Source organism: Bacteroidota bacterium, from assembly GCA_017303975.1.
Classification (GTDB): domain Bacteria; phylum Bacteroidota; class Bacteroidia; order JAFLBG01; family JAFLBG01; genus JAFLBG01.
This window is the reverse complement of record JAFLBG010000010.1, coordinates 51,558-78,541: the sequence shown is the minus strand read 5'-3', so window position 1 is coordinate 78,541 and position 26,984 is coordinate 51,558. Positions and strand designations below refer to the sequence as shown.

The window sequence follows — 26,984 nt, the reverse complement described above, 5'->3', positions numbered from 1 at the left end:
ACATGTTAATATTTTTGAAATAAATTCTTGGCAGGGGTATTGCTTTGCAGTCATTATAGAGTATATTTGCAATGAAATTTTTAAATGAAAAAACTAGTTTTCATATTATTTATATCTATTTCACTTGCTGCTAATGCAGGCGTTATTGTTTTGGAAGGTAAATACCAAAGCAGAAATCTGGTTATTCAAAATGGGTTTAGTGAGAATGGGGTTGGCTTTTGTACTTTTGAGGTTCGAGTAAATGGAAAGGTAGCTACAGATGAAATTAATTCATCTGCTTTTGAGGTTGATTTTACTCAATTTCAAATGAAACCAGGAACTCCGGTTACTGTTGAAATAAAGCATAAAGAAGGTTGTAAGCCTAAAGTACTAAATCCAGATGCATTGAAATCTCAAGCAACCTTTGATGTTGTTTCTATCAATGTTTCTAATAGTGGGTTACTAAAGTGGACAACCAAGAACGAGAATGGATCTTTGCCCTTTGTTATTGAGCAGTTTAAATGGACGAGATGGATTCCGGTAGGTGAAATACAAGGTAAAGGGACTTCTGAACAAAACGAGTATTCTTATCAGTTAATACCACATTCTGGGGAGAATAAATTTAGAGTTAAGCAAGTTGGTTACAACAAAGTGGCTAAATACTCTAAACCAATAACTTTTACTTCTAAAAACAAATCCATTGATTATAATGCTTCTTCCGATTTAAGTTTGATTACCTTTTCTTCAGAGTCATTATACGAGGTGTATGATGATTTTGGTAATATTCTAAAAAAAGGTTTTTCGAAACAAGTAGATTTATCAAATCTTAAAAAAGGTACCTACTACCTTTGCTACGACAATTCCGTAGAAGAAATTCGCAAAAAATAATTTTTATTTAGTTAGCGTTAGTTTTCTCCATAATGTTTGTGGAGTCAATAGAACCAGAACCCTTATTGATGTATTTGGTTAGATAGAGTGATGCAAAACAGAATACTGGTGCTAAGTTATTTTGGAGAAGGGCATTATTTTAATCCCGAATGCAAAAGAGCTAGAATGCAATACTAGCGCCAACTAGCAAGTTAAATCGTTGAGTAGGGTAATTATTCCAGCGTAGGTAACGTGTTGCACTTAGGTTGTTAAAATTTACATATGCGCTAATTAGTTTGCTGTATTTGTATTCGGCTCCAATGTTTACGTCCACAAAAGATTGAAGTGTTATAGGCTCTAGTTTGCTGTTTGCAAATTGCTGTGCCGATCGTTTGCCAACATAAAACAAATCAGCTTTTGCTACAATTTTATCTCTTAAATTATAATTTACTCCCGCACTAACTTGAACATTGGGTTTGTACCATGTGTTTGATTCTGTAGTTGTTTGGTAGTTGAAGAAAGAGGCTTTGGATATAATTTTCATTTTCTCGGTGGTTTGATACTGAAATTCTCCGGTAACATCGAGTACCATAACATCATCATAAACTGTATTAAATTTATTGTACAGTATCTCTGTTGTATCCACGCTAAACAATGCCATGTTTCTGTATCGTGAATAGGTAGCGTGTAAATTATACGCATCTTTTGTACTCACAGAACCCTTTATTCCTAAGAATGCATTAAACACATTATCGGTATTTTTTAGTGTGAGGTTGGGTGTTATAAAATTATTTTCGAACGCAAGTGTTCTAAAACTATTTCTGCTTAACCCTCCGGTAAACCCTGTATAGGCGATAAAAATATCATCTATCACATGGTAGTGGAAATTTATACTTGGATAAAATTTAAAAATGGTTGCTTCTTGGCTAATATCCGTAAATACAGATACGCCTAATTCGCCTTCCCATGTTTTACCTCCTGATTTGATGGAGGGATTTAATTTTATGATGGTATTGTTAAATGTATCGGTTGGCATAGAATTAGCATAAAAATCTACACCGGAGTTGAGGGTAATTAATTGATGGTCGTAGTAGGTAGTAAGTATGCCGCTTGCGGAAAAATTATTCTCTTTTGCTTCGTAAATATCTCTAAAGAAATGGTGTTGTAAGGTGATATCATAGTTTATTTTACTTGAATCTTTTATGTGACTAACTATTCGAGCAACTGGATTTAGGTAATTAAATACTTGCTTTTGGGCGTTTTTAGACAGGTTGTGTTTTTCGGTATCATAACCGTAATGATGGACTACATTTCTGTCGTATAAGAAATTGCCGCTAATGGTGTGTTTTGCAAGAAATTTTTTTCCGAATATATCAATGCTATTCGTACTTAAACCGCTAAATCCATAATTTTTTAGTGTTGCCTGTGATGAAAAGTGTTTCATGTGTAAGCCGTAATTTACTTCTCTTGAGCGAAGGTTGCTGTACAAATATTCGGCATAAGAAGTAGCATAATTTCCAGCACCAACTTTTAACATACTTCTATATAATTTTGTAAGTGGCTCTCCAACCATTTTGGCGGGCTTAATTTCTTCCAAAACAAAAACAGTATTTACTTTTTTGGGTGTTATAACATACGGAGGAACTATTATTTTTTTTGTAGAATCTTTAAATGAGGGCTGCTCCGAAAGCTTTACCGTGTTTGCAATAGTGGGCTGATATCCTTTTATGGTAATAAACTCTAAGCTGTCAATTCCACCTTGTGCATTTGCAGTAGGCGCAAATAGCAATAATAATAAAACAGCAATCAGAACAACCTTTACAAGTACAATGCATGCAGCATTTATACTTTTTGCGGCCTTCTCTATAATTACATGTGTTTCGTTTGTTCTATCCATTTTATTTTTGAATGCTATCGTTTATTGCTGGTTCTTGAAACAAGTTTTGGTATTCTAAAGAATTGGTTTTGTATTCTACTTTTAAATCTTCGGCTTTTAGCACAGGAATTTGTTTCTGCTCTAGTTCTAGAATAGAATTAAATTTTTGCTCTGCAATTTTCTTCAAATCTTCTATGTCGGTATTTTCTATTACACTTTTAAGTGTGTGTTTTGCTTGGAATAAATCATTTTTGGCTTGGTAGTTGTCGGCTAGTAGAATCAACCCTTTGGTAATCCAATAGGAACTTGCATTATCTGAATTTACCAATTGAAATATAGTTTTTTCCGATTCCTTAAATTCGGTTTTTAAGAATTGGATATATGCTATTTCATAAATGGCTTCCGCGCCTTTATCGCTTTTCGAGTTTTGGGCAATGGAAGTATATTCTACTAACGCATCATCGTATTTTTCAAGAGCCATGTTACTACGAGCAATGGTTATGTGAGCTTCGTCAGATATATCTGTCGAAATTTTTTCCAACCCTAGAACTTTGGTTGAGTAAGCAATTGCTTCATTGTATCTTTTTAGTTCGAAGTAGCAACGCATCAACGCAATTTTAGCATTGTGAATATTTGCTTGTTGTTCGGCTTGAGATTCAATAGCAGCATAGTTTGCAGCGGCTTCGGTATATTTCTTTAGTTTGAAATTGATACTAGCGGAACTAACTAGAGAGGATTCTGTAAAGATGTTTTTTTGTTTTTGAATAATGTAGTTATAGCCGGTTAACGCACTTTCTAGGTACCCCGATTTGTACTCGCACTCTGCTTTGTAAAAAGAGGCATCGAGTGTGAATATTCCGTCAGAGAATTTTTGTAAATATTTAGTGAAATCTTTTACTGCATTTTCGCAATCTCTTTCGGCATAGTGTTTTTTGCCTATTTCAAAGCTAATGCTATCAAGTGCTCCGTCTGATATAGTTACAGATGCATCTTCATAATATTTTCTCATGCCTTCTACATCATTTTTGGCAATGAATATTTTTTTAACGAAATCAAGGGCTTCCATGGCTTCAACAGATTTTCTATCACGCTTTATTACCATGTCGAAGTATTTCATCGATTCGTCATCTTGTTGTTTGTTGAAATAAATCAATCCAATTTGACTAAGGGCTTTGGTTACGTAACTACTGTTGGGGTATTCGCTTACTAATTTTTTGTAATACGTTAGTGCCTCATTTTCCTTACCCAATACTAAGTAAGTTTTTGCTAGCTCATATTTAGAGGGTGGTGCAAATGTTGAGTTGGGAAAGTTGATGAGTATGCTTTGTAGCGAACTGATTTTGTCCTCAAATTTTTTCTCTACGCCTAAAGCCATTGCTCGCTGATACATTGCATAGTCTATGTCAAGTAAATTTATTTTTATAGCTTGTCCATAGGCATTTGCAGCTCCGTCATAGTTTCGAATCATAAAATAACTGTCGCCTATGCGATTGTATGCATCATTTAATTTTTTTAAATCCGTTACTGTTGTATTGTTTGTGTATTTTCTAAACCAAAGATTTGAATTTGTATAATCTTTCAATTCGAAGTAGCAGTAAGCAGTGTTGTAATTTACAAGTACAAATTCGCTAAGATTAACAGCTCCGGGGCTTTCAATAAATAATTTATATTCTTCAATTGCTTTTGGGTAATTCTTTTTTCTGTAGTAACATTCGCCCTTCCAATAGTTGCAATATGCAGTAATGTTTTTATCGTGTCGTTCGGTTAGCGATTTGTTAAAGTATTTAATAGCAGAATCAATTTGTTGGTTGTTGTATAGGTCGATGGCTTTGTAGTAGGTTACTTTTTGATATACATGCTTAAATTCTTCCGTAGGATTTATGATTGATTCTATTGATTTTATTGCTTCACCATAGTTTTTAGTTGTAATATAGCCATTCAGCAAGTAGTTGTAGGCTTCATCAATTCTAGTTGATTTTGGATAATTGATAATATAGGTTTTAAATGCATCAATTGCCTCATTAAAAGGATTGAAGGATAATTCGTAACACAGTTTTGCATAACTGTACATTGCATCTTCTTGCATTTGCAAATCAAAATCCATTTTAGATGCTGCATAGAATGAGCTCTGTGCAGCTTTTTTCTTGTCTTTTTTAATATAGCAATCGCCTAGGTGATAGAGTGCCGTTTGAAGCGTAATGTTTTCTTCGTTGCCCGCAGTAGCATTTTGAAAATATTTGATTGCATTGTCAATTTCATTTAGCTTATAGTATGAGAATCCTATTTTGTAGTAATCATCTTGTGTTAAGCGTCCCACTGCTTTTTCATATCTAACAAAGTGTGGAATAGCTTCTTTGTATCGGTCTGTTTTAAAATAGCTTTCGCCAATTATTTTTGCTATCTCATGTACTCTTTGGGTGTTACTAGAATCGAGTAGTGGAGTGCCGAAGAAAATAGCATCATCATATTTTTCTTGCAAGTAGTAAATTTGAGTAATGTAGTATGGTACAACTCCTCCAAACTCAGAACTCCCGAGAAGCTTTAGGAATCCTTGAACGGCTGTTTCATAATTTTTTTCGTTATACGAAATGTGCGCATAGTAGTATACTGCAGCGGGTGTAAACTTTGTATCTACGTCCTTAATTTCAAAAAAATCTGTTTTTGCTTTTTCAAAATCTTTTTCTTCAAAGAAGCTATACCCACGTTTAAAGTAAAATTCGTACCTGGCTTCAATTGGTAAATGATAAACATCAACTAGTTTAAACCATTCCAATGCTTCCTTGTACTTCTTTTTTCTAAAATTATTTTTGCCAAGATAGAAGTAGGCTAGTTTTATTTTCGGACTCTCCGGATGTTGTTCAATGAAATTTCTTAGAAGTAGTTCTCCATCTTTATTGAACAGTTCTATGGCGCATGCTGCATGATAGTATTGGGCATCGGCTTTTACCAAATCTTCCGACTTTCTTTTTTTTATTACAGATGTAAAAAGATTTTGAGCAGAGCCATATTTTTGTTTTTGAAACAATTCGAGAGCTTGCTTAAACACGGCATCTTCGTTTGTATAGATTGTTGTTGTTTGTCCGTAAGCACTCGAAGCGCAAATGAAAAATAGCACTAGTGCCAACAAAAAGCAGAGGCTAATTTGAGCGATGTTTATATGTAAGAATAATTTTTTCATTCGTACGTAAATTTACTCGCCAGTAGTTTAGCTTATAAATGGGCTCGATTAAGTTATTAACGTAGGTTTGTTGAAATAAGTATTTGCGTTCTTTTGGGATGTTCACTAAAAAATTGAATTTTACAGTAAATAATATACCATGGGTTTAGACACAATCATCAATTTAGATAAGGTTTCTATTTTTCAGAAGCATAATTTAATTCTGAGCGAATTAACTATTGCAATTGATAAAGGAGAAATGGTTTATCTGTTGGGAAAAACGGGGAGTGGTAAAAGTAGTTTACTTAAAACATTGTATGCCGAACTGCCCTTGATGCAAGGAGAATCGGAGATTGCAGGATATAATTTGAAAACAATTAAAAGAAAAGAGATTCCCTATTTGAGAAGAAAGTTGGGTATCGTTTTTCAAGATTTTCAATTATTAACCGATAGAAGTATTTTAGAGAACTTGTTTTTTGTAATGAAAGCAACCGGTTGGAAAGAGAAAGATAAGATGGAGCAACGCGCGCAAGTGGTTTTGGAGAAAGTTGGGCTAAGTACCAAAGGGTTTAAAATGCCCCACGAATTGTCAGGTGGAGAGCAGCAGCGAGTTTCGATTGCACGTGCATTAATAAATGACCCGGAGGTTATACTTGCTGACGAGCCAACGGGAAATCTTGACCCGGAAACGTCCGAAGGGATTATTAAACTTTTGCTGGATATCAGTAAAAATGGAAGGGCTGTATTAATTGCAACGCATGACGTGTTGCAATACTCCAAGTTCCCGTCTCGCACCTTGAAGTGTGAAAATGGAAGTATTATTGATTCTAAAAGATAGCTGAAATTAAATCTTTGATGTTTTTTTGTGGGTTGAATGGGTCTAATGTTTGTTCTCTTTTTTGAATATCCTGTTCTCTAAATGGAGTATTTATTAACCTGTTTATTTCTTTTTTAAATTCTGACGCGCTATTCGCAATAATGCACAAATCCTCCAATCCGGTGTTTTCTACCATTGTAGTATTTACTAAACAATGTTTGCCCCTGAAAAGTGCTGCCAATAATTTTAGTTTTATTCCTGTCCCTTGGTGTGTAGGTAATATGTTTATTTGAGCTTTTGCAATTAAATCGTTTATCTCGTTAGTAGATATGTTTGCTTTTAGTGTGATGTTGTCGTTATTTTGTGCCAATTCTACTAGCTCTTTGGATGGATTACTTCCCGCTATTACTAGTGGAACGGATAAGTTGTTAAATACTTTTTTTGCTAAAAAAATGGCAGCTTCGTTGTTTTCGCCAACCGAAAGATTGCCATGAAATAAACAAAATTTTTCTGTATTTAATGAAATGTCAACATTGTCGAAACCATGAAAAGCAGGAAGGTATATCGATTTTTGAGTTTCAAATTTCAAATTTTGAATATGTATATAGTCGTTGGGCGAAATTGCCGCCAATACATTGGCAGATGCAAGATTGTTTTCGAATTTCTTTAGTTTTTTAGCTTCATTTAAAAAATACATTCGTTTCCATATTTTTTTTTCAACTGAAGCAAGTTGTTGGTAGTAGTCGTGTTCTATATTGTGCGTGCGTACAATTTTTTTTCTATTCTTTAATCTGCTATCATTTAGGTAGAAGCAACAGTGAAGACCTTCGAACAAGATTGGAAAATTATCTGTACACAAATTTTTGATAAGTTCGTTGGAAGCTCTAGAGGCAACTATAAACGGAAGCGGACTAAAAAACAACCGTTTTGATAAATTTCGTTTGTAATAATGTATGGTTTGGCAATAATTTTCTAGTTCTTTTTGTTGCCCTCGTCCATAGTCAAAGCAATGCAAAATAATTTTTACTCCAACTTGATGCAGTTTTTTTATTTTATAAAAAATATCAATAACACCTCCATAGTTTGGTGGGTAGGGCACATCAAAGGCAACAATATGTATAGTTTGATTCAAGTTTTTTGTAACACTGATTAGCAGCACCCAAATTTAACATTTAAACTTAATTAGAAAAAAGCAGCTCAAATTCAATTAAGCCATATCTTTGCATTGAGTTTAATACTAAAATAGATTTAATCATGGCACTACACAAAGCAACTTTATTAATAGAAGGAATGACATGCGGTCATTGTCAAAAGAAAGTACTTGCAATTCTTGAGAATACGCCTGGTGTAGTTTCGTCAACAGTTTCTTTGCAAGAAAAAAATGCTTTTGTTGAATTTAAAGAAGAGCGGGTTTCGATTGATACAATCTTACATGCAATTAATGAAACTGAAATTTATACTGCTCAACTAACATCTTAAATTAGCTTTGGATGGATAGAATGCCTGATTTTAGAAGTTCGTAAATCTGATTTTTTACTAGGTCTTTAGCTTTTACTGATTCAGCCTCATTACCCTCGGTATCAAATAAATCAACAAGTTCGTTTATTCCGGTAGCAATTGTTTTCGATTCTTTAAATACATCTCCAATTGCTTCAATAAGAGGCGAAACCTTCCATTCTGTTACACCCATGTAGTTTGGAATTAAGTATATATAAGTTTCTTCCTTTTCCTGTTCACTATTGTTTAAAGTGATATCATATTCCAGTTGTAATTTTTTTATTGTTGGGTCGAATTGTAAATATGTTTGGGTGCGTTCGTTTTCCTGTTTGTTAATCCACTGCTGGTAGTTTTTCCCATTGAAATATTTCAATGCATACAAATAGGCGTTGCTTATACTAGTAGCGTCAAGTAGGTGTTTTTCTTTTTCAAGAGTAAGTATTTCTTTTTGGAGCGAATTATCTTCTACAAAAAGTGTTGGGTTGTTTAGTAACTCTGATTTAATTTGGTAGAAGGTAGTTGTTTTTAGTTTGCCGGAAATATATTCTTTCTTGCTTGATTCTAAATGATGTAGTGTGCGAGGGAAAATTTTACTAAGAAGTATTTTTCTTAGCTCCTCTGCCGAAATGGTGATAAAATTATATTTTAAGTAATCGTTGTTTGTAACTTGATTTTTGAGTGTTGGGAACGTAATAGAATCAACACTTTTGGGGAAGAGGGTTCTTAAATAGAAATATCCAATCCCTGCATTTCCCATGTAAAGACTGGTGTCTTCTTCGCTAAAAGTTGAATACCCCGAGTGATATAGATTGCCTTCTTTTTTGTGTTTCAATGCCATCTCTGCGGCTGTTAGCGAGTAATTCAAATATTCTTCTGACTGTGTGATTAAGTAAGCATCAATAAATATATCTGCATTTCCTCCTTTTCCGTGGCATAATGAAAATGTTTTGCCGCTATGTCCGGTTCCAAGCTCTGTTAATACTGTGTTTTTTGTAGCGTTTAACGCATCTTGCAAATATTCTTTATTGTTTGTAAGTTGATGCGCTCTCCATCTGGCTAGTCCTATTCCTGGCGCTCCGTGACACCAAGCACTCATGTATCCCGGTTTTGTAAAATAGGTTTTGTCGTTTGTTTTTAATGCCTCTTCTGCATTAGTATAATCTTCTTCCGAATAAAATCCTTTTCTAAAATCGGGCCAATTAAAATATTGAGGATTGTAGAATTGATTTTCGTATTCAAATGCGAGTTCTCCTAGTTCGTTGAAAGTTGGATTTTTGAAATAATGCGCCAACTCAAAAAATACAGCTCCGATTCCTGCTGCACCATGCGAGAATCCGCAAAGTCCTCTTATTTGCTGATAGGAACGGTCCCAGTAAATTCCTTTTTCGCTAAAATGTGTTTGCGAAATTAGTTTGGCTATATAGTTGTTTAAAAATCTAAGAAGGGATTCATCTTTGGTTTCATCGTAGAGGTGCAGCAATCCTAAAATAGTTCCCGCAATTCCATTTAATACATCTTCAATTGGTTTGTTAGCAACTAAAAATTTTTCACAATCTTTTATTATTTCTACTGCCTGTGTTATATATTTTTTATTTTTTAGTACTTGACCAATTTTTAACAGTGTATAAGAAACGCCTGTACGTCCTGTTATTAAGGCATAGTAATCGGTTTCTTCTTTTTTTGTTTTTGCTATCAGCCAATTGGCACCGCCATGTATATAGGGAATGTACTTTTCGTTTGTGGTATGTTTGTATAGTTCTAAAAAAAACAGAAGTATTCCTGATGTGCCATTGTATATCCCTTCTGTCGCAATCCATTTTATTCCGGGAGATGCTGAACCGCTTGCATAATCTAAGGAAGCGGTTTCCCAGTAATAGGTTTCGTTTTCAACTTTTGCTTTTAATAAAAGTTCATCTCCTATTCTTATAGCTTCGTTAAGAAATTCTTGTTTTAGGTTGGGATTAATCATACATCTATTTTTTTGCGTATGCTAGAACATCTTTGTCTGAAATCGATTTGTCGCATAAGATAATTAAGCGCTCTGTTACGTTTCTAAGTTCTCTTATATTTCCGGTCCAATTTATTTTTTGTAGTTCTTTAATGGCTTCTTTCGTAAATGATTTGGTTGGAATACCATAATCGCTACAAATTTGGTTGTTGAAGTGTTCGATTAATAGTGGGATGTCGTCTCTTCTGTCATTAAGAGAGGGGACGTGGATAACAATTACGCTTAAACGATGGTACAAGTCTTCTCTAAAGTTTCCTTTTTCTATTTCTTTTGTTAAATCTTTATTGGTAGCTGCTACAATACGCACATTTACTTTTATTTCTTTATCGCCACCAACTCGTGTAATTTTATTTTCTTGTAATGCTCGTAAAACCTTTGCTTGCGCAGAGAGACTCATGTCTCCAATTTCATCTAGAAATAATGTTCCTGCTTCTGCAAGTTCAAATTTTCCTTTTCTTTGTGCAACAGCAGAGGTAAATGCACCCTTTTCATGTCCGAAAAGTTCGCTTTCAATAAGCTCTCCGGGAATTGCAGCGCAATTAACCTCAATTAATGGGCCATTGCAACGGTTGCTTTTTTCATGTATCCATCTTGCAACTAGTTCCTTCCCACTACCATTACTTCCTGTAACCAATACACGCGCATCGGTAGGAGCAACTCTGTCAATCATTTCTTTTATTTGCGTAATCCCTTTCGATTCGCCTACTATATCTATTGTTTTAGCAATTTTCTTTTTTAGAGTCTTTGTTTCTTTTACGAGAGTCGATTTGTCTAGCGCATTTCTTAGTGTTACTAGTAAGCGATTTAAATCAGGTGGTTTTGAAATAAAATCGTAAGCGCCTTTTTTTACCGCCTCTACTGCTGTTTCTATTGTGCCGTGTCCGGATATCATTATTATAGAGCTTTCCGGAGTTATATCTTGCAACTTCGTTAATACTTCTATGCCATCCATTTTTGGCATTTTTATGTCGCACAAAATTACATCGTACTTTTCTTTCGAAGCTTTTTCTATCCCTTCAATTCCATCAACGGCTTCATCTATTTTATAGTTTTCAAACTCTAGAATGTCACGAAGTGTTTTGCGAATACTTTTTTCGTCATCAATGAGTAAAATTTTTGCACTGCTCATATTAGTTTGTTTGTTATAAATCGTTGTTAATTATTCTATCTAATACTCCTTCTTTTAATGAAAAGGTAGACAATCTCATTTTTTTTAAGTTGGTTTTTTCTAAAATATAATTTACGAAAATACTTCCCAGTACAATCATGTCGGCTCTCATGGGCACGAGTCCAGGAGTTTGCAATCTTTCCTGCTGTGTAGATTTTAATAAAAATTGATGAGTAGCTTTAAAGTCTTCTAGTTTAAATAGATACGATGTTTGCTTTTCTACATCAAATTGAGCTCCATTTTTTTGGGTTATCATTTCTGCAAAAGTATCAAATGACCCTGAAGAGCCTACAAGTTCGATAGGTTGTAGTAATTCTATTTTTTGAAATAGGGAAGAGAGTGTATTTTCGAAATGAGTAATTGTATTTTCTATTTCTTGTTGTTGTATTGGGTCGCTTGGTTTAATCACTTCCAGTAATCTGGCAACGCCTAGTAGGAAACTTTGTTTCCAGAGTATTGTTGTTTTATTTGCAATAATAAATTCGGTACTTCCTCCCCCAATATCCATAATGAGGCTTGGTGCATCTGTAAGCTCAACGGCTTTTTTTACCCCGTGGTAAATAAGTTCGGCCTCTTTATCACCATTAATAATATTAACAACTATATTGGTGTTTGCCGCAATTTTCTTAACCAATTCCTTTCCGTTGGTTGCCTCTCTTATGGCAGAAGTAGCAAAAGCAAATATGTTTTTTACGTTGTAGGTATCGCATGTGTTTTTGTATTGTCTTAGAGCTTGAATGGCTCTATGTTCTGCAGCTTCCGAAATGTGTTTTTTAGAAATACCACCTTCTCCTAATCGTACGGCAATTTTGGTGCTAAATATTCTTTCAGCACGTTGGTTAGTAATCTTTACGATCAAAAGATTAAATGTGTTTGTTCCTAAATCAATTATTGCTATTGGCAAAATGTATGGTTTAAGATTTGTAAAATAACCACTTCCATAATTCTTTGTATGTAATTTTTTTGCCGTACAACAAAATTCCTGTTCGGTATATTTTACCTGCAATCCAAGTTGTTCCAATGAATCCTCCAATCAATACACTCATAGACAAAGCTAACTCCCATGCTTGAATACCAAAGGGAATGCGCATCATCATGGCTAATGGAGATGTAAGTGGAAATATAGATAACCAAAATGCAATAGGACCATCTGGATTTTCAATAATATTGTTCATCAAGGAAAAACATAAAATAAGCGGTATGGTAATTGGAAGCATAAATTGTTGAGTGTCGGCTTCGCTATCTACGGCAGCTCCAATGGCAGCAAATAATGCACTGTAGGTAAGGTATCCAAACAGAAAATAGAATAAGAAACTGCTTATTATTAATGGCCAGTTTATACGTAAAATATTAGAGAATATTTCTTTTCCTTTTTCTGTCATTTCAACTTTATTGAATTTTTGCTCCATGTCTGGCGATGCCGTTTTATACACGTGTTCAATTTTATCGCTGCTTATTCTCGATTTCATAAAAGCATTTTGCGAAACAGAAAAAAGCGTAAGCGATAGTACAATCCAGACCACAAATTGTGTAAGACCTACAAGCGCAACTCCAATTATTTTTCCCATCATTAGTTGAAATGGCTTAACAGAAGAAATTATAATTTCTACAATTCTCGATGTTTTTTCTTCCATTACACCTCTCATTACTTGTGCTGCGTAAATGAATATAAACATGTATATTAATACTGCACACAACAGTCCTACTGCAGTGTTAAGTCCAACATCGCTTGTTTCATCATCCACACTATTTTTTATATGAATGGTAGTTTTCACTTTATCCACAATAGATGGATCTACGTTCTCTAACTCCATTTTAGATTTTTCAATGATAGAAGAAAGAGAGCTAGATAGATACGATATTCGTTGCACTCCTGGCTGTTCAGTAGAATATAGAATTGCATTATTTGATGCCATAATGTTTTTAGGGATGAAAAGGATAGATACATTTTCATCGTTTTTGAAAATGCTTTTTACAGAATCTATATTGGCATCAATAAAATTATAATCAAATCGAAGGTTTTGTGTGCTGCGCATCAATTCTCTGAAACTGTGTGTCTCATCCACCACCACAATTGTTCTTGTTTTGTCTGCAACTCCACTAATCCAAACGGGGACAATAGCAACTGCAGCAAGTAAGATTGGGCCAAGGATTGTCATTAGTAGAAACGATTTTTTCTTAACGCGTGTTAAGTATTCTCGTTCAATAATTAGAAATATTTTTTTCATTTAATATTAGTTAGTGGGTTAATTTTTATTCTGTAAAATTTGATTGTGTGCCAACAGTTTTTGTTTCGCTTACTTTTTGTATAAAAATATCATTCATGCTGGGCACAATTTCGTTTACATGATGAAGTTCTACTACCGGTAAAATAAGTTGTAATATTTGATTTATTTTAAGATCGCTTTGTAATTGTAACGTAACTGAAGTGAGTTCATCTTCATTTTTTTGATCTAGTATTTTTGCTCCACTCCAAAGTGCATTTGCAAAAGCCAAAGAGCTTCCTGTAAACTTTAGTTCATACATATTTGATTTAAAAGTTTTTCTTATTTCTTTTACAGAGCCATCCAGTATTTTTTCAGATTTGTTAATTAGTGCGATGGAATCGCACAGTTCTTCTACTGAGCCCATGTTGTGTGTAGAAAAAATTATAGTAGTACCTTCTTTTTTTAAATGTAGAATTTCTGATTTTATTAGATTGGCATTGATTGGGTCGAATCCACTAAAAGGCTCGTCTAGTATTAGTAGTTTGGGTTTATGTAATACGGTTGTGATAAACTGTACTTTCTGCTGCATTCCCTTGGAAAGCTCTTCTACTTTTTTATCCCACCACGAGTAAATATCAAATTTTTTAAACCACTCTATCAATTGTTTTTTTGCGTCACTTTTTTTTAATCCTTTTAGCTGTGCCAAATACAGTGCTTGTTCGCCTACACTCATTTTTTTATACAAACCTCTTTCTTCAGGCAAATAACCAATTTCGGCAGTGTGTTTGGGGCTGAGTTTTTCGCCATTAAAATATATCTCACCACTATCAGGACCTGTTATTTGATTAATTATTCGAATAAGGGATGTTTTACCTGCTCCATTTGGACCCAACAATCCAAATATACAATTGGAGGGAATGTCCAATGAAACATTGTTTAATGCAACGTGTGATGCATATTTTTTTGAAACATTTTTTACAGTAAGAATGGAATGCATTAGTCTCTGGTTAATTGTTGAATTAATTGTAAAATAGGCTTTTTCTCTAGTTTGCTTTGTAGCCAAATATCCAAATAGCAATGTCTATAGAAGAATTGCTCTTTCTCGTTTTTTTGAAGTTCTCTTACGTTCTCATATTCAATTTTTAGTTTGTCATCAAGCTCTTTTTTATTCGTAAATAACTTATAGTAAATTTTAGCTACTGAAATGAATACTGACTGAGACTTATATAAAACCGGAAGTTTCTCAAATTCTCTTATGAGGTTTTTTGCTACTAAGAAATTTTCTTTTTCTATATGTGTAAGTATTTGTATTATACGTCCTGCAATAAAGTAATCTGCTTGTATGTCGCTGTTTTCGAAGGCAATTAGTTTATTTGCAAATTGCAATGACTTTTTATAGTTACCATTGAAAAAATAAACTTTTGTTAATGCAAAATAACAGTTTATCATTCTTTCTTTTGATGTTATTTCTTCATTTGCATCACAGTATTTTTCTAACTGTGATGGAGTGTCAGATTTATTAGTGGTAATAGGTAGGTGTATTTCCCCCCATGCTTTATGAATAAGCTGGGTAACAACTATATTGTTATATTCGTTAACATTAATGACATTTTTATAGGTGTTTAAGTTTTGTTTTAGCTTGTCGCAAAATTCAATAGACTTTTTATAGTACTGAAGTATACTGCAGGATGAAATAACATTAATAATAGAATAGAGGTATCTAAGAGGGCTGTGCTGAATTAAAGATGGAGATGTTTCTAGGGTGTTTAAAAATGCAATCGAATGTTTTAATCCATCCTCTGAGTTATTATTGAAATACGCTTCAAGCAATTTTATATAATAATAATCTAAACTTGCTCTTACAGTTGTGTATTTCTCTTTTTGTAAATGTGTGCTCTGAAGTAATTGTTTGATTTTTTCTCCACTTTCCGCAACAGAGAAAAGGCCCTTTTTATTTATAAACTCAAGCTTATCTAAGAGCTCTTTATTGTTTTCGAATTCAGAAATATTAGATAAGGAGTCTTTTTTTTGCAGTATATGTTTTTCTAGGTCAGACTCGTCAATATTTACGAAACGAGTTTTGATGTGAAAGTTATCTTTCTTTGCTAAAAACGAATAGATAAGATTAAACTCTTCTATTTCGCTAGACGTTTTTAATGCTTTAGTAATCCATAAATAGGCTATATCATTTAACCCCTTTTCTAAAAGTATATCAATATCCAGTAGTTTGTTCTGTAGCGTATATTGGCTGTTTTTATCTGAGTTGTATACTCGTAAACTTTTTAAAATCAACTCAAACAAGTAATGTTTTACGGCATGTAAATTTTTTATAATTTTTTTGTCAGCAATTTTTTCAATTATTTCATCGTCATCGTATTCTTCCATCATTTCAATTATGTCGAATACTTTTAGGTAGTGTTTTTCCCCTTCTTGCATACCGGCAAAAAGTTTGAAATATCTTTTTTCGCCTTTTGTAAGCGATTTGATAAGATTAAATAAATCCTTTTTGCCTAATTTGTTGATTACTTTTTGCATTAAACTTACAGTTGTATTAATATACTAATGATTTTGCAATTTATTAGTAGTGTGTCCTTTAATTATCTCTATTTGCTTTTCTATCCAAGGGTTGTAGTTTATAACGTCATTATAGTTTTCGTTACTGTATTTATTTGTAAATATTTTTAATGACGAAATCACAAGCTTTTTCTTTTTCGTGTGTCGATAATCTTTGGACAGTAGAGTTAAAAGATTTAGGAAATCTTTATCTCTAGAGTTGGATGGAAGTTTTAAGAACGCATTGTATTTTCTTTTTATTTTTAAAAATTGAGCAGATACATACTCAATGTCATTTAATTCGAAGCGAATCATTAGTTCTGCAAAAATTAATTTGCATTGAAATCCCATGTCCAGTTGTTCAAAATGTCTGCTATTTATAAGTTTTAAAATATTTCTAAGTGCATTTTTATAATCTTGGTTGTCAAAATATGCCAACGCTAAGTTAGAATACAGAATTGCCAAGTGATTCGTCTGTTTTTGTATAATATGATTATTTATGGCTTCAGTTAAAATAGATACTCTTTTTTCAAAGGAGTTTTCTAAGGTTGAATAATTTATAATACGAGAGTTGTAGTAAAAGAATAAGTACTTTTCGTAATGTAAATAATTAAACTCTTCGATAGCATTTTTAAGCTCTGTTGTTAGTTTTAACGAATCGTAGTATTTCTGATTTTTATAAAGAGCATTTATCCAATATGTAATTAACTGAATTTTCACTTCGTGATTATTTTTGTCAAACAGATTATTTTTTTTGAAATCTGCATAGGTGTGTCGCAAATACCGTTCTAGTGAAACGTAGTCTTGTTTTTGTAGAAGTATACGACTAATTGCATTGTATGTTTTTACTTTAAACGTGGTGCTGTTTTTAATGGTTTTGTCTTTTGAAAATTCTTTGATTGTTTTCTCAAGTAATTCTAGTACTTTATTCTGTTTAGAAGATGTGTGTAGTTGGAAAGTTCTTATACGGTATGATAATACGGCAACAACTTCCTCTATTTGATTCAGTTTATCTAATGTTTTTTGTGCGTTGTTTCGTTGGTTTATAAATTCTTCCGGACTTACTTCTAAAAAGTCTGATGCAATTTTTATTTTAAAATTATAAATAACGATAAGCAGATCGTAAAATTCATTTTGAACTCCTGTCACCTCGGCCTTTTTAATAAAGAATTGAAGTAATGTTTTGTTTTTCTTGTTAAAAAAAACATGGCTCAGAGAAATATAGTATAGGCACTTATTGTAATCTGAAATAGCGTAGTGTAGCAGATATAAGCTTTTAGAAACATCTTCGGCTAGCCTGTTTTTAAGCCGATAGAGTGCATTTTTATCTTCTGTGTAGTAAAGTTTTTTGTTTATATTTTCTTCATCGTAATTTGGGTATGAGTTCTTAATGTAATTGAATAGCATTTCATCTTTTCGCTCTGCGGAACTGTTGGTTCTGTTTAAGAAAAGTTTAAAGTTGCGCTGTTCTTCTTTGGATAGAGATGAAATTAATTGAATTAGAATATCCATTTATATAATTGAATGCGTAAGATTTATATAAATATATGTAAATTTAATAATGAATAATTGGTATATTTAAAAAAAGCAAGACAAGTACCATGAAATAGCCATGTTTGCCAATGGTAAACACAAACAGAAATGAATATTAAAAAGGTGGCGTATCTCATGTGACAATTAGAAACTTAAAATTTAATACAGATGAAACATTGTAGATACATCATTTTACTTTTAGTGCTAGGCTGCTTTAGGTATTACTCTCAAACATCACTAAGTACTAAATGGCTTACGCTTACCCCAGACACGCTTCAAATGGGAAGCAATTATTCTACAACTTTTTATCTGAAAAACGAAAGTGCGTTGCCTTACAATGATAGTTTACAATATAGAATAGGAATTGACAGCACAGGAATTGGAAATTCTTTTACATCGTCAGATACTTTAGTGCAGTTTTTTACATATTCTCTTCAGCCAGGAGATAGTTCTTTAACTACAATAAACAATTTGCCTACTGCTTACGGGAAGCAGGCTGTAGGCCCTAATGTTATTGTGGTTTGGCCTATGATTGGCAATGGATCTATCCCGGATACAGCTCGGACAATATTAACTGTAATAGCAAGTCCGTCATCTATACTTGAAATAAATAGTAAAGGTGAAATTAACGTGTATCCTAATCCAATTGCACAAGAGTTTGGTGTTAAGCTTTCTTACGATATTGCGCTGGAAAGCATAAAGCTGTATAATTCGCAAGGAGCGGAGTTGCCTCTAATTGTTGCCAACGATGGCTATAGAATAAATCATTTGCCAAGTGGAATTTACCTGCTTTATGTTAATACTAAGGGAAAGGGCTCTCACGTAATTCGCCTTGTAAAGACCGACTAGTTTTTAGTAGTAAAGCATTATTATAAAACAGCCATACTATGCTTAGTATGGCTGTTCTTGTTTAGAGCGTTTTGTCAATTAAAAGATACTAGCGCTAAAAATTGTGAGCTAATTGCGGTGGCAATCGCATGCGCTTTCTCATAAGCCAGTCTCTCCCCATCCACCCCTAGGGCCATTTTTATTGCTGCTCAGTGTGAAATTGTATCACCATGATTTTCGTAATACATGCCAAGCGATATGCTATGAAAGCTAATTGAACTAATGCTCCTACTGCTATGGATTAGGCTTTTCGGGAGACTAAAGAGTTTTTTTTCTTTCTCTATGGAGAATATTTTATGCTGAAATGGTATTTGAATGCGTAAGAAAATTGAAATTCTAATTCGTCTTACTGAATTTCTTAGCCGAAGTTTGTATCAAGAAATTAATTATAAATAAATAAAAAGATGTCAGCCATGAAAACAGCAAATGCGCACACAAATAAAAAATCAGAGAAACTAATAAACCTATTTTCTCATGTATTAGTAATAACCGTTTTCTCGGTTATGGCTTTTGGATTTTTCAATCTTTTAATTAAATAAAGTATTAATCACTAAAAACTAATTGTTATGAAACCAATCAAGAAATTTAGCTTGACTGAAATTAAAGTACAAAGCTTTATTACAAATTTAGAACCCTCTTCACAATTAACTATTGCCGGTCAAAAAGGAGAGGCGGCACTTACGAGTGCTGTCGTTAGCGCTACAACAGCTGTTCCAACAGGACAAACTACAGTTGTAGTTGGAATTACTTGTGCAGTGAAGTCATATCTGGAAGAGAATGAGTCTTTTACTGTTGGCGACAAGGCATCTGAATTAGTTTGTGGAGACTCCAATAATATCTATTGTAATGGAATACAAACAAAGGATTTTGTTGGGTGTGTTGCTGTAAGTATCGGAGGAGGTGCATTGGCTTGCATTAGCGCAGCAGTATGTTAATTTATAAAAACTAAATATTTACTCTTTTATCCTGAAATCAAAATTTTAAAACGATTAATTATGAAAACAACAATCAAAAAATTTCAAAGAATTTTAGTAGCTATTATTCTTTGTTTTGCTCTTACTAGTAAAGCACAAAATTGTGTAACATCATTTAGTTATTCAGTCACGAATGGTAATCAGGTAACTTTTTCAAACACATCATCTAATTCTACATTCGGACAATATGCTTGGGATTTTGGAGATGGCTATTATGGGAATGCACAGAATCCTACTCATACCTACTCGCAAAATGGCAACTTTACTGTATGTTTATATGATTCGCTATGTAGTTCTTTTGCTTGCGATACTACAATTTCCATTACAAATGCATGCTCCCCACCTCAAATAGCAATAACAACAATAGACGCAAGCTCATCACTTAATTGTGATGGTTCTGTAATCATATCTATTTCCGGTGGAGTTAGTCCTTACACGCTAGTAGATCCAAACAATGTTTTAGTATCTCTTTCAGGATCAGTTTGGTCAAATACTGCCATGTGCACAGGATTTTATGGATTAACTGTAACAGATAATATTGGCTGCCAAACACAAGGTGGATATCAAATTAAAACAAATCCTTGTGATGCAGCATTTACCTACAATGATTCGGGTTGTACTAATGGAATAACTTACTTCGTTCCTGCTTTGTATAAATTGAGTCAAGTAGGCGCTAGTACAACTTTTTCATGGGATTTTGGTGATGGAAATGTATATACTTCCTATACCGGTCCAGAGGGCCACACTTATGCAGCCCCTGGAACATATACAGTGTGTTTAACAGTAACGGATAGTGCAAATAATTGCAGTGTTAGTCATTGTGAGTCTGTTATAGTAAATTGTTCGTCTTCTGGTTCTTCATGCTCTATTCAACTATATAGTAGCTTAGATAGTTCAAATTTAAGTAGCAACTCTTATTTGTTCTATCCATATGTATCGTGGAATGGCTCAGTAAGTTACTTCTGGAGTTTTGGAGATGGGAATACTTCAAACCAGCAGTATCCTTCACATACTTACGCAAATGTGGGTACATATCAAGTTTGTTTAACAATACTAACAAGTGATTCTTGCTCAAGTACAACTTGTACTACAATTTTTTCTGCACAGTCGATAACTGTTATAAATACTCAAGGGCTTGCTGGAATAAGAAGTGTACAATCTAGTATATCAAATACGTTCCCAAATCCGGCAAACGAAAGTGTAACCATAAATCTAAAAGATGTTTCCAAACAGCAAATTTCAATTCTAGATATGCTAGGCAATGAAATAATTGTAAAAGAAACGCAGGGATTGAATAGTGTAACTATAAATACAGAATCTATACCGAATGGTATCTATCTTATAAAAGTAGATAATGAACTAGGAACGGCAAAAAGATTGATCATTAGTCATTAGTGGGATAAGGGCAAGTTAATTTTTCAACGGGCTGCAATTTTGCAGCCCGTTTTTTTATGCTAAAAAAATAGTGTTTCGAAATTAACAACTCAAAGTTAGTAAGTCTGTTAATGCTTGTTAAATGCGATTAACATCTGTTTGTATCTTACAGAAACCAACACCCCAATTATCATGAGAACAATTGCAAAAAACACCCAAAAACTCGAAGAAAGAGTTTCGCAAATTGCTTCAGGAACTGTGGCGGTATTCGTTATAGCCACAATTCTCTATTTTGTAGTGCGAACTATTGTAGAAAAGTTGTAATCTTAATCAGTCTGCATTTGAATTTTACGAAATTCAAATGCAGACTAAAAGCAAATCCACGTTAACTTTTTACATTGGCTTCTTCCGATTTTTTCGATCAAGTTTTTCAGGTAGTGCGACTTATTCCTAAAGGAAGAGTAACCAGCTATGGCGCAATTGCTGCTTATTTAGGAGCAAAGCGTTCTTCTCGGATGGTTGGTTGGGCAATGAATGCCTCTCATTCCGTAAAACCAAAAGTGCCTGCACATAGAGTGGTAAATAGAAATGGAGAGTTAACCGGCAAGCATCATTTTGCAACACCTTTCCTTATGCAGGAACTGTTAGAAAAGGAAGGCGTAAAAGTTAAGAAAGATAAAATAGAAAAATTTAAAACTCTTTTTTGGGATCCATTAAAGGAATTGGAGTTGTAAATTTAATTATCGAATTAGCACCACGTGCGATATTTTGTCTTCTTCTTTAAAATCCCCATAAACACTTTCTACCGAGTATTTGCAAATGTAAACACCTTGTGGTGCATTTTTTCCGCCTGTTGTTCCATCCCAACCAATAGTAGGATCTGTGGTTTGAAAGACTAAATCACCCCATCTGTTGTAAATGGCTAATTCAAAAGATAAAACTCCTGCGCTCTGTGGCATAAATAAATCGTTGTTGCCATTTCCGTCAGGAGTAAATGCGGTTGGAATATAAAAGTACGACACGCATGTATCTTGAATATAAAAAGTAAAGTTCGCAATTAGCGAATCACAAGCGCCAATTTCGTTAATGTCAAAATGGATGTCTTCTTTACACTCTACGATATTATCTGTAATGGCTTGTATTGTAATACACACGCTGTCTTCTCCTGCCTGAAAAATTAGACTATCCGGTAAATAAACATAATCAACTCCATTTTCAGCCGTGCCGCTGAGTGTGTATTTAAAAGCTTCGCGCTTAGATATGTTTTTTGTACCTCTGTCAAAACAGATATTTATAGAACCATTGTTTTCGTAAACCGTATTTTGGTCTTGCGCAGCTCCTTGAAATAAATCTGATTTAATCGACACCACAGATTTAGAACTAAAACTTCCCGCTTCGATAAATACTCCTGAGTCGTACGACCAATCGGATCCATCTGCAATAGCTAATTTTATGTGATAAGTCTCTCCACATTGCACTGCTGCAATAGCTGTAAATACTTTCGTAAAGCCATCGTAATTAACTGTTAATCCATCTGGAGCAGTTCCTGTTCCCCAACCATCACCGTTGTCAACATAAAAATTAGGGTAATTGTTTAGGTTTATATTATTTATGTTTATGGGTGTAGTTGTGCCGGGAATTAAAGCAATATTTGAAGCAGGCATTGCTACAGTAACCCCTGTAATTATAAAAGCGAATGCATCATTAATTGGAAATAGAGGGTTTACAAACTCCATGTATTCTTCAGATGCGAACACATACCTAAATTGGACAGTGTCTGATTTAGGTATAAAGTCAAATTCAATTATTGCCGCATCGTAGGTTGTTAATCCGGCCAAAATATCCAAATCAGGGTCTCCACTTGTATAATGAGATGTAGATGCGCCAAACATACTATTCGGACCGGGAGCGTCTTGTATAACTCCTGTTGTCATAATAATGCCGCTGTCTAAGCCAATATTGCTAGTCGCGCCTTTAAAAAAGCCTATTGCTTGAGGGTCTCCGTTGTAGGTGATATTCGATACTGTAACACCATTTCCCAATAATACATTATTTACTAATTGAGCAGCAGTTTTTTGCTGCACTGACAAAGGTTGAGACATTACTATGTTTAAACACAGTAGCAGAACTAGTACAATACTTAAATTGTATTTTCTCACGCGGTTAAATTATTAATACAGGTTTAACACAAAGTTAAAGCATATATGGATTAAAACAAAGCCCTCAAATTATTTGTAAATTAGCGCATGCTAAAATATACGAGCTTCTTTTTTGCCCTTATCTTATCATATCATCTACAATCTCAAGAAGAGAATGTAACCCCTTCAAAAAAATTTCATGCCGGAATTATTGCGGGTATTTCCACTAGTCAGGTAGATGGCGATAGTTATGGGGGATTTGATAAAGTTGGGCCGCTTGTTGGAGCGTATGTTCGAACAAATTTAAACTCCAAGTTTGATGTTCGATTTGAAATTATATATACACAAAAAGGAAGTAGAAAGAACCCGGATACAGAAAAAGGCGATTACACTTCTTATTTGCTCAGGCTCAATTATATTGATGTTCCGGTATGCTTGCGGTATAGGTATAAAAAAATATATTTTGAAGGCGGAGCGTCTTATGGTCGACTTTTTAGCTTTTCCGAACAAAATCAAGCGGGGCCTGTTATTCAATTGTATCCGTTCGAAAAAAGTGATGTTATGTTTTTTGCTGGATTTTATTATCAGTTTGCCGAAAAATGGACAGTAGCAATTAGAAGAAGTTATTCTCTAATGCCTATCAGAAAGTTTCCATTTGCAGTATATTCGCCTAATTTAATGTCTAATTTTTTTAATAAAGGATATTACAATAGTTTGCTTTGTCTTAGCTTAAATTATGAGTTGTAAGTTTATATAAATTAAGTATGTCTAATACAAAACATAAAATAGTAGTAGCTGTAACCGGTGCCAGTGGTGCTATTTACGCAAAAGTGCTGTTGGATAAGCTTTTGCAGCTACACGAGCAAATTGATAAAGTAGGAATAGTTATGTCCGACAACGCCAAGCAGGTGTGGGAATTTGAATTAGGCGATAAATCCTACGAAAAGTATTCGTTCGAATTTTACGATAAGAAGAACTTCTTCGCACCGTTTGCTTCCGGTTCTGCAAAATATACTACTATGATAATTTGCCCTTGTTCCATGGGCACCTTAGGACGAATTGCGGCAGGTGTTTCTGATGATTTAACAACTCGTGCAGCAGATGTTATTTTAAAAGAACGCAGAAAATTAATTCTCGTAACACGCGATACTCCGTTAAGTTTAATTCATATTACTAATATGAAAACAATTACCGAGGCAGGTGGAATTATTTGTCCCGCATCTCCTTCTTTTTATAGCAAGCCAACAAACTTTGAAGAGCTTGCAGCTACTGTTGTAGATAGAGTGCTAGATTTGGCAGGGTTGCAAAATTCAAAAACCTATCGTTGGAATGATGAATAGCAGCAGTATTTAGCGGATTACCACAAAACGCTTTGTTGTAATTAGATTGTCTTTTTTAATTCGAATTAAATACATTCCAGTGTCGAAGGTTTTTGTATCTACTACAAAAAAGTTACTCGCATTTCCGGTAAGCACTTTAGCACCAACACTATTAATAATTTCAAATGTGGTGTTCCCATTTATAGTTTCCGGAATTTCTACATAAATGTTTCCATTAGTTGGGTTTGGATAAACAGAGTACTCAAATAAGTTTTTATTTTCTGCCAAACCGGCTGTTTTATCTTGCATCGCAAATACGTATTCTCCTTTGAACAAAGAGTCTATTGTTATTAACCCTGCTTTATCTGTGTTTATACCCATCGATTTTGTGTAGTATGGAAATACTTGCCAGTCGTCCGCAGCATTTTTTCTGTATAATAAAACCAAACTATCTTCTGTTGTTGTAATTAGTGCATTATCCAAATACCCATTTCCACTAAAGTTTGTCCTGCCATCGTAGTTTATTCGTCCTTTTGCCTTAAAGCCTGCCGGTATTATCCCATCAACCTTCCAATATCTATTTGGCGAAATTCTATACTTATATGTAGAAGCTTTGTACGGGTCGGGAGCAGTATAATTATGTTCTACACGAAGAAAGGTTGAATCCGTAACAGCACTCGCAATTACCGTCATTCGTGCATTTGAAAGCGTATAGGTTCCAACACTTTTAATCGTTTTGTAATCGGGCGCAATGGCATCGTTTATTTTTTCGTCTAAGTTTAATGCAATGTAAGTAGGCGCAAAAGGCAACGAAATAGTAAATGTGGTGTGTTTGCCCGAAACCGTTGTTCGTACTGTAGTATCTTGCCATTGTGCATTTTTAAAGGTTATTTCAATTGGCACATTTGTAAAGTAGTTTGGCGCACCTGTCAGTTTTTGTTTAATGTAAACAGTTACGTTATTATTTGCTCCGCCACCTGCAACGCTACTCGAATCAATAGAAAAATGAGGGAATCCGGCACCAAGCACCCATTCATTTAAAAAATTGGTAAGTGGAACTCCGGTAGCAGTGCTCATGTCATTCAATAATTGAGTACTATTTACATGTGTAAACTTAAATGTATTTAGAGCGTGTTGTAGGCCCACAAAAAATAGAGAATCTCCCAAATAGCCTCTAAGCGTGTGTGCTACACTAGCTCCTTTATTATATACGTGTTTCCCGTACGTGTACTGATGTGGAATTCCAGAAATTGCTCTGTATCCAGCCTCTTCAATGTGCGCAAAATGCAGTACATCCTCGTGATTGGTTCGCACTTGGTTTTTGTAAGCATTTTTCCCTTGCAGGTTCTCAAAGAAAATATGTTCCGAATACGTTGCCATACCTTCGTTTATCCACATGTCTTCAGCAGTTTCACATGTAATTAAGTCTCCCCACCAGTGGTGTGCAAGCTCGTGCGCCATTAAATCTTGTAATCCGGTAGAGCCTCCTGCAACACCTAGCTGCGGATAGGCTATGTTTGTAGCATGTTCCATTGCCCCACTGCTAAAAGGAACTAAGCTATAGCCAACTTTGTTCCATGCGTAAGGTGCATAATCGTTTTCAAATCCGGCAAGGGCATTTTTTAAATTGATAAATGCGTTTTTTAAATTGGTAGTATCAGCAGGTGCTGCGGTAAGCCAAATAGGTATGTTCCTTTGAACACCATTATATATCTGCGATACGTGTGTATAATTAGCAACAGCAACGCACGCTAAATAAGTTGGAATTTCGTCCTCTAGCACCCACGTACTTATTCTATTGCCATTCACAAACAAGGTGTCTTTGCTTAAGTATCCATTGCAATACGCACGTTTGCCGCTGTTTGTTGTAATATTAAATTCGTATTTAGAGCGTTCTACAAAGTTATCGAAACACGGAAACCAAACTCGTCCATAGTTGTGAGGATTGGCCGAGTAACCTACTCCTAAATTAAACGCATACCCGCTTTGAAAATAGAATCCGCCCCAACCGGAAGGGTCTTTTGCCGGACTTCCATTGTAATACACAATTAAATCGAGCGTATCTGTTGTATTGTAGTTTGTTCCAAGTAAAATATGCAATAACGAATCTGTTCCTGCATTATAAGTAAATGATAGATTATTACTATTTAATTTTACGGAATCAACAGTTAGTTTGTATAAATCAAGGTCTATATAATTAACTCCGTTTAGTTTTGGAGCAAAGCGAACAATTGTATTCCCACTAATTTTTTTATTTGTAAAGTCGGTAATTTCTAAGTTGATGGTGTATTTAAGAATATCAAAGGTGTCGCTTCTGGTATTTAAGGCTTGAGCCGAATTAGTTGCAGTTGCTTCAGGCAACAGCGTTTTAAATCCTTTACAAGAAAAAATAGGATTTTGAGCTAGCGATAGTAAATTTAAAAAGGTAAATAGGCTTAGAAGTTGGAGTTTCATGTTTTGTTTGTGCTAATATAGTGTTTCAAATATACCTAGAAAAGCGTTTTTTAACTAACATTAAGAGTAAATAAAGTAGAGCTGTTGGTTTATTCCCCCTTTATACTGTTAGGCATAATCACTTTAATAATCAAGCTAATAAATATTTTTTAGTTTCAAATATTTGTTTATTTTA

General features: G+C 34.1%; 21 protein-coding genes. 9 read left to right on the top strand and 12 right to left on the bottom strand.

Features of this window, described 5'->3' with window-relative positions:
* Window positions 1-84: 84 nt before the first annotated feature.
* A complete protein-coding gene (locus J0M08_05705; protein MBN8702537.1) occupies window positions 85-867 on the top strand; it encodes a hypothetical protein in 783 nt (260 codons plus the stop codon).
* Between the two features lie 160 nt (window positions 868-1,027).
* Here J0M08_05705 and J0M08_05700 read toward each other — a convergent pair whose 3' ends face one another.
* Both J0M08_05700 and J0M08_05695 read right to left on the bottom strand, forming a co-directional pair.
* A complete protein-coding gene (locus J0M08_05700; protein MBN8702536.1) occupies window positions 1,028-2,743 on the bottom strand; it encodes a TonB-dependent receptor in 1,716 nt (571 codons plus the stop codon).
* Between the two features lies 1 nt (window position 2,744).
* Window positions 2,745-5,900 carry a tetratricopeptide repeat protein gene (locus tag J0M08_05695; protein MBN8702535.1) on the bottom strand — a complete coding sequence of 1,052 codons (3,156 nt, stop codon included), beginning with the start codon at window positions 5,898-5,900 and terminating at the stop codon, window positions 2,745-2,747.
* 139 nt (window positions 5,901-6,039) lie between these two features.
* On the opposite strand from J0M08_05695, the gene J0M08_05690 reads away from it, so the two are divergent.
* Complete coding sequence (locus J0M08_05690; protein ID MBN8702534.1) at window positions 6,040-6,717, top strand: ATP-binding cassette domain-containing protein; 678 nt, start codon at window positions 6,040-6,042, stop codon at window positions 6,715-6,717.
* Here the strand turns inward: J0M08_05690 and J0M08_05685 are convergent.
* The gene (locus tag J0M08_05685) at window positions 6,707-7,828 is read right to left on the bottom strand and encodes a glycosyltransferase (protein ID MBN8702533.1); all 1,122 of its coding nucleotides are present in this window, start codon (window positions 7,826-7,828) and stop codon (window positions 6,707-6,709) included. The genes J0M08_05690 and J0M08_05685 overlap by 11 nt on opposite strands.
* Window positions 7,829-7,950: 122 nt before the next feature.
* Between J0M08_05685 and J0M08_05680 the strand changes: the two genes are divergently transcribed.
* The gene (locus tag J0M08_05680; protein MBN8702532.1) at window positions 7,951-8,175 is read left to right on the top strand and encodes a heavy-metal-associated domain-containing protein; all 225 of its coding nucleotides are present in this window, start codon (window positions 7,951-7,953) and stop codon (window positions 8,173-8,175) included.
* A 1-nt stretch (window position 8,176) separates the two neighbouring features.
* On the opposite strand, the gene J0M08_05675 is transcribed toward J0M08_05680, so the two are convergent.
* The 7 genes from J0M08_05675 to J0M08_05645 are packed head-to-tail and all read right to left on the bottom strand — an operon-like array spanning window position 8,177 to window position 17,641.
* Window positions 8,177-10,162, bottom strand: coding sequence for a hypothetical protein (locus J0M08_05675; GenBank protein ID MBN8702531.1), 1,986 nt, complete (start codon window positions 10,160-10,162; stop codon window positions 8,177-8,179).
* Window positions 10,163-10,166: 4 nt separating this feature from the next.
* Window positions 10,167-11,330 (bottom strand): sigma-54-dependent Fis family transcriptional regulator, encoded by a 1,164-nt coding sequence (locus tag J0M08_05670; protein MBN8702530.1) that lies wholly within the window; start codon window positions 11,328-11,330, stop codon window positions 10,167-10,169.
* A gap of 13 nt (window positions 11,331-11,343) precedes the next feature.
* Window positions 11,344-12,273, bottom strand: coding sequence for an exopolyphosphatase (locus tag J0M08_05665; GenBank protein ID MBN8702529.1), 930 nt, complete (start codon window positions 12,271-12,273; stop codon window positions 11,344-11,346).
* A gap of 10 nt (window positions 12,274-12,283) precedes the next feature.
* Complete coding sequence (locus J0M08_05660) at window positions 12,284-13,597, bottom strand: ABC transporter permease (protein ID MBN8702528.1); 1,314 nt, start codon at window positions 13,595-13,597, stop codon at window positions 12,284-12,286.
* Window positions 13,598-13,622: 25 nt separating this feature from the next.
* Entirely contained in the window at window positions 13,623-14,573 is a 951-nt protein-coding gene (locus tag J0M08_05655) for an ATP-binding cassette domain-containing protein (GenBank protein MBN8702527.1), read from the bottom strand.
* On the bottom strand, window positions 14,573-16,111 hold the full coding sequence (locus tag J0M08_05650; GenBank protein ID MBN8702526.1) for a hypothetical protein: 1,539 nt from the start codon (window positions 16,109-16,111) through the stop codon (window positions 14,573-14,575). The genes J0M08_05655 and J0M08_05650 overlap by 1 nt, the downstream gene beginning before the upstream one ends.
* 24 nt (window positions 16,112-16,135) lie before the next feature.
* Window positions 16,136-17,641, bottom strand: a complete 1,506-nt coding sequence (locus J0M08_05645) for a hypothetical protein (protein MBN8702525.1) — start codon at window positions 17,639-17,641, stop codon at window positions 16,136-16,138.
* A gap of 189 nt (window positions 17,642-17,830) precedes the next feature.
* On the opposite strand from J0M08_05645, the gene J0M08_05640 reads away from it, so the two are divergent.
* The 4 genes from J0M08_05640 to J0M08_05625 all read left to right on the top strand — a co-directional run bounded on the left by J0M08_05640 (window position 17,831) and on the right by J0M08_05625 (window position 21,632).
* Window positions 17,831-18,511: a T9SS type A sorting domain-containing protein gene (locus tag J0M08_05640; GenBank protein MBN8702524.1), complete on the top strand. Its 681-nt coding sequence runs from the start codon at window positions 17,831-17,833 to the stop codon at window positions 18,509-18,511.
* Between the two features lie 605 nt (window positions 18,512-19,116).
* The gene (locus J0M08_05635) at window positions 19,117-19,485 is read left to right on the top strand and encodes a pinensin family lanthipeptide (GenBank protein MBN8702523.1); all 369 of its coding nucleotides are present in this window, start codon (window positions 19,117-19,119) and stop codon (window positions 19,483-19,485) included.
* Window positions 19,486-19,545: 60 nt separating this feature from the next.
* The gene (locus tag J0M08_05630; GenBank protein MBN8702522.1) at window positions 19,546-20,919 is read left to right on the top strand and encodes a PKD domain-containing protein; all 1,374 of its coding nucleotides are present in this window, start codon (window positions 19,546-19,548) and stop codon (window positions 20,917-20,919) included.
* Window positions 20,920-21,296: 377 nt separating this feature from the next.
* Window positions 21,297-21,632, top strand: a complete 336-nt coding sequence (locus J0M08_05625; GenBank protein ID MBN8702521.1) for an MGMT family protein — start codon at window positions 21,297-21,299, stop codon at window positions 21,630-21,632.
* Window positions 21,633-21,638: 6 nt separating this feature from the next.
* Here the strand turns inward: J0M08_05625 and J0M08_05620 are convergent, their stop codons facing one another.
* Entirely contained in the window at window positions 21,639-23,000 is a 1,362-nt protein-coding gene (locus J0M08_05620; GenBank protein MBN8702520.1) for a choice-of-anchor L domain-containing protein, read from the bottom strand.
* Window positions 23,001-23,144: 144 nt separating this feature from the next.
* Here J0M08_05620 and J0M08_05615 point away from each other — a divergent pair, with 144 nt between their 5' ends.
* Window positions 23,145-23,783, top strand: a complete 639-nt coding sequence (locus tag J0M08_05615; GenBank protein MBN8702519.1) for a PorT family protein — start codon at window positions 23,145-23,147, stop codon at window positions 23,781-23,783.
* Window positions 23,784-23,800: 17 nt separating this feature from the next.
* Window positions 23,801-24,376: a UbiX family flavin prenyltransferase gene (locus J0M08_05610; protein MBN8702518.1), complete on the top strand. Its 576-nt coding sequence runs from the start codon at window positions 23,801-23,803 to the stop codon at window positions 24,374-24,376.
* A 9-nt stretch (window positions 24,377-24,385) separates the two neighbouring features.
* Here J0M08_05610 and J0M08_05605 read toward each other — a convergent pair whose 3' ends face one another.
* Entirely contained in the window at window positions 24,386-26,809 is a 2,424-nt protein-coding gene (locus tag J0M08_05605; GenBank protein ID MBN8702517.1) for a T9SS type A sorting domain-containing protein, read from the bottom strand.
* Window positions 26,810-26,984 lie beyond the last annotated feature (175 nt).